The organism is Methylomonas sp. MgM2 (assembly GCF_054172045.1).
Genome location: NZ_JBSYXO010000003.1, coordinates 244,535 through 253,437 on the forward strand (window position 1 = coordinate 244,535; position 8,903 = coordinate 253,437).

Genomic DNA, 8,903 nt, shown 5'->3' on the forward strand with positions numbered 1-8,903 from the left:
GATAAATCGGACGCTACTCGTCCCAGCCCTCTTCTTCCATCGCGTCGAAACGCGTAGGATCGGGGCCTTTATGTTGGTTGATGGCTTTGGCCAACCAACTGGAGGGTCCTGATTTCATTTCGGTTTGCAAATCGGCCAGCAAGCTTTTAATAGTGCTGCCTTCATGCACTTTAATCGGCTGTATGCCCTGCGCCATGATTTGCTTGACCGCTGACGCGCCGACCGCCTGGCAGTACACCGCCGCGCAGCCGTCGAGCAATTGCAGCTTCACCGACAGTTTGTCCTCGTTGCCGTCCTGGGCCAATTCGCCGAATTGCGCCGCTTCCAAAAACTCCGCCTGTTCGGGATCGACCGCATAAACGGCGAACGATCTCGCGGAGCCGAAATGCTGGTTGACGTGAACCATGTCGGTAGTTGCGAACGCGACCTTGATGGCGGTTTCCATAGCTATCCTCTGTTCTGATTCGTGCACGACGTGCATGCGGCGAGTTAATGACATGACGGCGAACACGCTTGAAGTTCGGACTCGGGCTTTTGCGCATACGGCGAGAAATACGGCTCGATTTCCTCGTGCGCGAAATTGATGACCAAGTTGGCCAAGTCGAACAGGGTTTGGCGAGTGCCTTTGTAGCCTATCCAGGTTTTCTGGTAGCCGCCGATGATGTCGTACAACGGGAAACCGACTCTCAGAATCGGCAGCTCCAGGCGTTCGGCGCTATGCACCGCGTGTGAATTGCCGATTAAAAGTTGCGCGCCGCGTTGCTTGGCGGTTTGCTCCAAGTCTTCCAAATCGCCTATTTTGACGGCCTCGACCGGAATACCGGACAAGATCGGCGCGTTGGCCGGGCTGACGGCCGCGACTACGTCCGCGCCCATCGCCTTCAGCAAATGCACGAAGGCATTGAGCTGATCGGGATCGGCGGCGATCGCCACTTTGAGCTGGCCGAGCATGAAATGAGTATCCAGCATCGCGTCTTGCAACTGCATGCGCTGGCGTTCCAGACGCGGCGGCACCGGCATTTCGCTGATTTCGGCCAAGGTCATGATCAGCGCGTCGTTGGCCTCCAGACCGTACAAATGCTCGAAATGGTAGGTCGGGACCCCGGTACGCTCTTGCAACAAGTCGGCGGCTTTTTTCAAAGACGGGCCTATCACGAAAGTGGCCTTGGCCTCGCCCAAGGTCGCGATCTCCGAAATCGACGTGCCGCCTACCGTGACCGGCGAGAACGGTTCGTCGGTCAACACGCCGTCCAACGATTCGGACAAATCCGGAACGAACAGCGGCCGTAAATTGAACATTTCCATGGTGTCGCGCAGCGTCTCCAAATCGCCCGGCGTCAGCATCGGCGGCGTAAGCACGTTGACTTGCCGTTGGCGGGTACCGGGTTTGGTGCCGGCTTCGGCGGCATCGGGAACCAGCGCTTTGATGATCTCGTAGACCGTCAAGGCGTATCCGCTTTCCACGCAGCCGGAAAAATCCGGTGTGTTGACCGCCACCACGGCGACATGATTGTATTCCGGGTATTTGTCGCGGAATTCGCGAACGTTGCGGTGCACGTCGCAGCCTTGGGTTTCCGCCAGGCCGGTGGTCAACACCGTGATCAAGGCCGGATTGGACTTTTCGGCAATGGCTTTGATACCTTCGACGACGTTTTCGTCGGCGCCCAATACCGAGCTGGCCTGGTCCATCGCCGTGGTTTGCAACGGAATCGGTTCGCGGAAATGGCGCACGAAAAACACCTTCGCAAACGCGGTGCAACCTTGCGAGCCGTGCAACATCGGTATGGCTTTGTCGAAGCCCAAGGTGGCAAGAGACCCGCCGGTCGGCTGACTGGCTTTCAGCGGACTGACCGACAGGGCTTTTTTGCGTTTTTGAATCTCAGCCATAATCAAGCCGCCTGAATTTTCATGGCTTCGACGGATTCGACGCTGTCGCCGCCTTCGGCCGGAATGCTTTCCTCTATGTCGCTGCCGCTTTTAGCCACGCGCCACGGCGGCGTTTTTCGTACCGATTCCCATACCGGGCTTTCCAAGGTCAGGGCCAGTTGCCGTACCAACTCCAACATGCCTTCGTAACCTTCGTAGCCGAATTCGCGCTCTTGGTTGATGTCCAGGAACGGAATCCGGGCCTTCAATGCGGTGTACATATTGCGGCCGCCGGCGATCAGAATATCGGCTTTGTAATCGGCCACCACTTTCAGCAAGGCTTTCGGACTGCCGTCTTCTATCATCAGCGTTTCCTCGCCCATCAATTCGCGTATCCGCGCCTTGTCTTCTTCGGTCGACTTTTTGGTACCGGTGGCGACGACCACCATGCCCAAATCTTGCAGCGCCGAGATGACCGACCAGCTTTTCACCCCGCCGGTAAACAACAGCACGCGCTTGCCTTTCAAACGTTCGCGCCACGGCGCCAAGGCTTCGCGGATGCGGTTTTCTTCGCGGGCGATGATGGCTTCGGTGCGGGCGGTCAGAGCCGGGTCGTCGATGATGCGGGCGAAATCGCGCAAGGCTTGGCTGGTATCGGTGATGCCGTAGAAGCTGCCTTCGAACCAGGGAATCCGATATTGCTGCTCCAACTTGCGGGCCACGTTGATCATGGCTTTGGAGCAGACCATCATATTGACTTCCGCCTTGTGCATGGTCTGCACTTCGCGAAAACGTGCGTCGCCGGACAAGGTGCACAACACACGCAAGCCCATCTCGTCCAGCAACGGCAACACGTGCCAGAACTCGCCGGCGATGTTGTATTCGCCGACCAAATTTACGTCATGAATCTTGATGCCGGCTTTTTCGGCTTCTTTAGCGGCGGGCGGCAGCGGATCGGGGTCGCGGGTACCGACCACATATTTGATCATCGCATCGGCGGCAATCCGGTTGCCCAGGTTCTTGGTACCGTAAAATCCGGCGGCATCGATAGGCACGACAGGCACGCCCCAACGTTCGAAGGCTTCTTTACAGACCGCGTTGACGTCGTCGCCGACCAGCGCCGGCACGCAGGTGTTGTAAATGAACACCGCCGGCGGATTGAAGGTTTCCACGGCTTGTTTAATGGCGTGGAATAAACGTTTTTCCGAGCGCCCCATGACGATATCCTGCTCGGTCAGGTCGGTGGTCATGCCGATGCGGTACAAGTCAGGGCCGGACGATCGGGTGCCGCGGTTGTCCCACGAACTACCGGCACAGGCGATGGGGCCGTGCACGATGTGGGCGACGTCGGCGATCGGCAATAAGGCAATCTGAGCACCGTCGAAGGCGCAACCGCCGGCAGCCGAGCCGGGCTTGGGTTTAGCGCAGCCGGACTTTTCCTTCTTGTTATGTTCGCAAGCGGGTTCGTCTAGCAATTCGGCAATGTCTTTACTGGATTTCATGGCGGCACCTCGGTTTTTGCTTTGGTTAAAGCAACCGGTATGCCATGTTTTAACACATTGAATTTATTGCATTGTTAGTTCTTAGGGTTGTAGTGTTTGCTACAAAATGGGAATTCAAGGATCGATAACGACATAGCAATTGCACCAAATCGGACAAAGCCGTCATCCACCGCCCTGAAATCCTCTATATAGGCATTTGGCAATCGCCGACGGGAGGGTTTGCACGCGGTCGGCGTGAGCATAATCCGATTAAGGATTTGGCCAAAAACAACTTCCCGTTTTGCCGGTGCGAACCCTGGGGCATACCGAATGAGGAACGCCGTGGACCCTTCCATGGGGACTTGACGGCAGCGTCCTTGCTGCCGGCATCCTCACTCGGTACGTCCCCAGTGACTATTGCCATATCGGGAAGTTATTTTGGACGATATCCTAAGCTTCCGCACCAAACGGATAAACCGCGCGACCGGCGCGTCCTGCAGGCGCTCAATGTTTGCTTAGATTAAGCTCCCATTCTTCGATTCCGGCCGGTTTGCCGAACAAATAGCCTTGAAATGCCATGCAGCCGTGCTCGACCAAAAAATCGTATTGCGCCTTGGTTTCGACTCCCTCGGCGATCACTTCCAAGCCCATGCTATCGGCCAGTGCAATAATCATTTTCGCGATCGCCGCATCGTTGGCGTCTATCAAAATGTCTCTGACGAAACTTTGATCGATTTTCAGCTGATCCAACGGAAATTGTTTCAAATAGTACAAAGAGGAATAGCCGGTACCGAAGTCGTCCAGCGAGAAGGTTACGCCTTCCGCTTTGAGCCTAGCCATTTTGGCGCTGATATCGACGACATCGGAAGCCAGCACGCTTTCGGTCAACTCCAGCTTAAGCTTTCTCGGGTTGGCGCCGGTCTCGGCCAAGATCGCCAATACCCGCTCGGCAAATTCGGGTTGGCGGAACTGGCGTATGCTGACGTTAACCGCAATACTAAGCCGGCTGGTCTGTTCCGAATCGGACCACTTCAGCAATTGGGCGCATGCCGTTCGTAACACCCAATCGCCCAAATGCAGAATCAATCCGGTTTCTTCCGCCAGCGAAACAAACTCAGCGGGCGATACCGTCCCTCGCCCCGGGCGCATCCAACGCAATAATGCCTCGGCCCCCATCGGTTTTCCGGCGGCATCGACCTGCGGCTGGTAGAACAGTTGAAACTGTCGCGCCTGAATCCCCTCGTAAAGCGCATGTTCTAATTTCGCCCTTTCGATAATCGAAGCCTGCATGGTCGGATCGAAAAAGCGGATGGTATTCCTGCCGGCAGCCTTGGCTTGGTACATGGCGATATCGGCTTGCTTCAGCAATTCGTCGATCGAAACCTTATGGTCGCAAAACAAGGTCGCTCCGATACTCGGGGTGCTACGATGCTCATAGCCGTCTAGCCGATAGGGCTTGTTCAACGCCTGCAGAATTTTCTCGCCGATCATTTCCGCCTGAACGGCCGTATCGGCGGCTTTTTGCCCCATTTCTTTCAGCATCAGGACGAATTCGTCGCCTCCCAAGCGCGCCACGGTGTCGCACTCCCTGACGCAAGCGGTTAAACGCAGGGCAACTTGCCTCAACAAATCGTCGCCTTTATCGTGCCCCAGGGTATCGTTCAAAGTCTTGAAATTGTCCAAATCGAGAAACAGCAATACTCCGTACATCCGCTTACGCGCATGGCTAGCCAAAGCCTGTTGCAGACGGTCGCGCAGCAATCTGCGATTCGGCAACTTCGTTAACGGATCGTAGAATGCCAAATTTCTGATTTCATCTTCCGCCGCTTTCCGATCGCTGATATCGATATGCGTCCCCACATAATGGGTCACGATGCCGGCATCATCCTTTACGGCGGTAATCGTCAGCCATTTAGGGTAAACCTCGCCGTTCTTGCGCTTATCCCAGATTTCGCCTTGCCAGGAACCGGTTTTATTCACGCTGTTCCACATCTTGGCATAAAAACGTTCGTCGTGACGCCCCGATTGTAAGATACTGATTTTCTGCCCGACGGCTTCTTCGACCGAATAGCCGGTGGAATCGACAAACGTCTTATTGACGCGCAAAATGACCGTATCGGCGTCGGTGATGACCATGGCCTCCTGCGACTCGAACGCAGTCGCCGCTATTCTATAATCCGTTTCGGCCTGTTTACGGTCCGTGATATCGATTGCCGAACCGACATATCCGTTGAATTCGCCGCCCTCGTCGTACAAGGGCACGCCTTGATCCAAGACCCAACGCCAATCGCCTTGCTTGCGGCGTATGCGGTACTCGGTCATGATGATTTTATGATCGGATAAATTCTTGTAGTATTCCGCGATCACGCTGTCCCTATCCTCCGGATGAACCAAATCCGTCCAACCCTGGTTGGAAATGGCCTGCTCCAATTGCATACCGCTAAAGTTAAGCCAGGTTTGATTGACGAACGTGGTGTTTCCTTCGACATCGGTAATCCAGATCATCGCCGGCGAGGCGTTGGCCATCATCCGAAAACGCTCTTCGCTGGTCCGTAAGGCGTCTTCCATTTTTTTTCGCTGAGTGATGTCGCGCAAGGCGCTGGCGAAAAAGAGCCCTCGCTCGGTTTGGATCGGGCTCAAGCTGATTTCGACGTCGAACTCCGTCTTGTCTTTTCTTAAGGCCAACACAATTCGCCCCGCGCCCATCGATCTGTTTATCGGCGATTCAATGAATTTCCGGCGCAGCACCACATGGTTCTGTCTGAGGCGCTCAGGCACCAACGTTTCGATCGATTGCCCTATCAATTCCGATGACGTGTAACCCAGCAGCAACTCCGCCTCACGGTTGATCATGGTGATGGTCCCGCAGGTATCGCTGATCAACATCGCATCCGGCGTGGCATTGAATATCGCGCGCATATAGGATTCGCTCGCCTCCAGCGCTTGGGTACTCGGCAACTTTAGTAAGCGCGGCATCAATGGCCAGATCAGCGCCGCCGTGACTAACGAGATCAGGGCGGTAGCCAGCTTGATTAGACCTTCCGCCCGATAGTCGGGATGCCAGATTGTCCAGATACTCGCTAGATGAGTGGTTCCGCACAATAAGATGAATGCGCCGAATAACGCGAAAACCCAGCGGTAGGCCAAATCCTTACGCTTGTATATAAAGTAGAGAAGCGCAAAAGGAATCGAATAATAGGCCAGTGCGATCAGTGCATCGCTGACGACATGCAACCATAAAATCGACGGTTGCCAAAGGTAACAGGCACCGTGCGGCATAAAATGAGTTGAGCCGGCAACAACTTGATCGAGCCAATTGGACATTATTCCCCCTTAATTTTTAGGGAGTTTAATGGTTCATCGATTTTATGTCGAACTGCGAACCGCCCATGGAGAAATGAAGAAGTGAATCACGATGCAGATACCCCGAAAAATCGCCTATCGGATGCCGCCGGGCAGCATAACCTTCTTTAAGCCCCCGGAATTAAATGGGAATGGCTATAGGGGAAAGGCGTTACAAAGAAAGTATCGTTTGCCCCCCCCCCGATTCCGCAGGCTCCATCCGGGCTACTTGCTTAAACGCACAGCAGCAAACCGAATCGCAAATCCGCCGGCAGCGGGAAGCGGTAGCCGAAATGAAAGCCATGCTGCTAGAAATCGATTCGGAACCGGCACGGGATCTGTTATCGGTGGTGGATCATATGGTCCGGCGCGGCATCCGGATCATCGGCGGTGACGGCTGAGCTTACGATATCGGTTCCGACGGCTTAGACCATCCTGGCCAGAGGCTGCGAAGTCAACGTGCCGGTCATGGATACCGAAGTCTATTCCAATACCGGCGGCCAGATGTCCAAATCGACGCCGTTGGGCGCGGTGGCCAAATTCGCCGCCGGCGGTAAGTCTCTCGCCAAGAAGGACATCGCTTTGCAGGCGATTTCCTACGGCAATGTCTATGTGGCTAGGGTCGCGATGGGCACCAACCCCCAGCAAACCCTGTTGGCGATGCGCGAGGCCGAAGCTTATCCGGGATCGTCTTTGATTTTGGCTTACAGCCATTGCATCACTCACGGCATTGCCATGCACAGCGGCTTACAGCACAGGAACTGGCAACCACCAGCGGTTACTGGTCGTTAGTGCGTTACAACCCGATGCTGCAGCATTCCGACAAGAACCCGTTTGCTGGATTCACCGCGTCCGCGCGTCGCGTTTAAAGACTATGCTTATAACGAGCTGCGCTACAAAATGCTGCAGCGCACCAATCCCGACGAAGCCGAGCACCTGCTGCAACCGACACAGCAACTGGTTAATCAGAAATGGGATATTTACGGGCAAATGGCGACGCGGTCCGGCAGTCAGTTCCATCCCGACGCCGCTATCGCCGAATAGAGGAAACGCAGATGGATTTATCAACACGCTACCTGGGCCTGAATTTGAAGCATCCGGTGGTCGCTGCGTCGCCTGTCGGAAACACTGGAAGGTATCGAGCAGTTGGAGGATTCGGGCGGGTCAATTACATCAAGGTGCTGGAAAGCTTCGATTATCCATATGCCGACATGAATAACGCGAAGCAGTCTTGACGTTACAGTATCGCGTCATCGAAAAAATTCGCTTTCGAAACCGATCTATACTTGCCTAAGGTTCGCATGGTCGGCGATAACGGCGCCCCCCGGTGCCGTACGCCCACTTCCCGCGGGCGCATCTGCCGACGGAAGTCCACGCGGACTCCGATCCGAGCGAGTCCAGCCTGTTCGGTTATTCGCGCTTCAGTAACAACGAACCAACACTCAGCGCCGCAGCAGAATCCGTATTCCTCTCCGACCAAATCCTTATGCAATCATGACCGACGCTTGGAAAATGTTAAGTTTGCGCAACCAACAAACAAATAAATTGTGTAAATTTAATGGGTTAATTATTTTTGCAAAAAGCTTCACATATTTGACATTAACGGCTTTTTTCAGTAGCCTCGCAGCGGGTGCTTTCGAAACCTCGTCTGAACCGGCGCATCCGTTTGCGACGTGCCAAACAACGTATTAATGCAACACTGTCGGGAAAACTACGGAGAATTTAATGCATAAAATCAAACACTTCAAAAAGAAAAAACTGAGTACAGTGATCGTTTCATTATTGACACCCGGGTTGGTGTCGGCCGCTCAAATCAATTGGACCGATACAACCGGTTTCTGGGATGTTGCAAGTAATTGGAGTTCAGATCCAAGCTTGCCCGGCAGTTTGGACGATGTGGTTTTGAATGTCGTGGGTACCCAAACCGTCACCGTACGCTCAACCGGCGGCCCTTTTGTCATCAACAGTGTTGGAACCGATAACGGCGATGAAACCCTGTTCATCAATAGCGGAAGCTTAACATTAAACGGCAATTCATCCGCAAACAATGCGACCGGCGCCTCGGTTGTCGGTAGGTTTAGCCAATCCGGCGGCCTATTGAACGGGCCAGGCAAGCTAACCATTACCGACCACGCCAATTTCACCGGCGGCACGCATTCCGGCAGCGGCACCACAACCTTGCAAGGCACCACGACGATTAGTAGCGGCGCTATC

The 8,903-nt window shown here is 54.6% G+C and carries 9 protein-coding genes; 5 read left to right on the forward strand and 4 right to left on the reverse strand.

The genetic code is table 11. The features are described 5' to 3' along the window. Positions 1 to 13: 13 nt before the first annotated feature. From nifX to ACW73I_RS04370, 4 genes are all read right to left on the reverse strand, one after another. Positions 14 to 499, reverse strand: coding sequence for a nitrogen fixation protein NifX (gene nifX / locus ACW73I_RS04355; RefSeq protein ID WP_458028010.1), 486 nt, complete (start codon positions 497 to 499; stop codon positions 14 to 16). Then, entirely contained in the window at positions 490 to 1,887 is a 1,398-nt protein-coding gene (gene nifN, locus ACW73I_RS04360; RefSeq protein WP_458028011.1) for a nitrogenase iron-molybdenum cofactor biosynthesis protein NifN, read from the reverse strand. Before nifN ends, nifX begins: the two co-directional genes overlap by 10 nt. 2 nt (positions 1,888 to 1,889) lie before the next feature. After that, positions 1,890 to 3,368, reverse strand: coding sequence for a nitrogenase iron-molybdenum cofactor biosynthesis protein NifE (gene nifE, locus ACW73I_RS04365; RefSeq protein WP_458028013.1), 1,479 nt, complete (start codon positions 3,366 to 3,368; stop codon positions 1,890 to 1,892). Positions 3,369 to 3,851: 483 nt separating this feature from the next. Beyond that, complete coding sequence (locus tag ACW73I_RS04370; RefSeq protein WP_458028014.1) at positions 3,852 to 6,671, reverse strand: sensor domain-containing protein; 2,820 nt, start codon at positions 6,669 to 6,671, stop codon at positions 3,852 to 3,854. Positions 6,672 to 6,835: 164 nt separating this feature from the next. Between ACW73I_RS04370 and ACW73I_RS04375 the strand changes: the two genes are divergently transcribed. From ACW73I_RS04375 to ACW73I_RS04395, 5 genes are all read left to right on the forward strand, one after another. Beyond that, positions 6,836 to 7,090, forward strand: coding sequence for a hypothetical protein (locus ACW73I_RS04375; RefSeq protein ID WP_458028015.1), 255 nt, complete (start codon positions 6,836 to 6,838; stop codon positions 7,088 to 7,090). A gap of 67 nt (positions 7,091 to 7,157) precedes the next feature. Continuing rightward, on the forward strand, positions 7,158 to 7,481 hold the full coding sequence (locus tag ACW73I_RS04380) for a hypothetical protein (protein ID WP_458028016.1): 324 nt from the start codon (positions 7,158 to 7,160) through the stop codon (positions 7,479 to 7,481). 42 nt (positions 7,482 to 7,523) lie between these two features. Then, on the forward strand, positions 7,524 to 7,733 hold the full coding sequence (locus ACW73I_RS04385) for a hypothetical protein (protein WP_458028017.1): 210 nt from the start codon (positions 7,524 to 7,526) through the stop codon (positions 7,731 to 7,733). Positions 7,734 to 7,744: 11 nt separating this feature from the next. Next, positions 7,745 to 7,924 carry a hypothetical protein gene (locus ACW73I_RS04390; protein WP_458028018.1) on the forward strand — a complete coding sequence of 60 codons (180 nt, stop codon included), beginning with the start codon at positions 7,745 to 7,747 and terminating at the stop codon, positions 7,922 to 7,924. A 490-nt stretch (positions 7,925 to 8,414) separates the two neighbouring features. Further along, on the forward strand, positions 8,415 to 8,903 hold a 489-nt coding region (locus ACW73I_RS04395), incomplete at its 3' end, for a hypothetical protein (protein ID WP_458028019.1).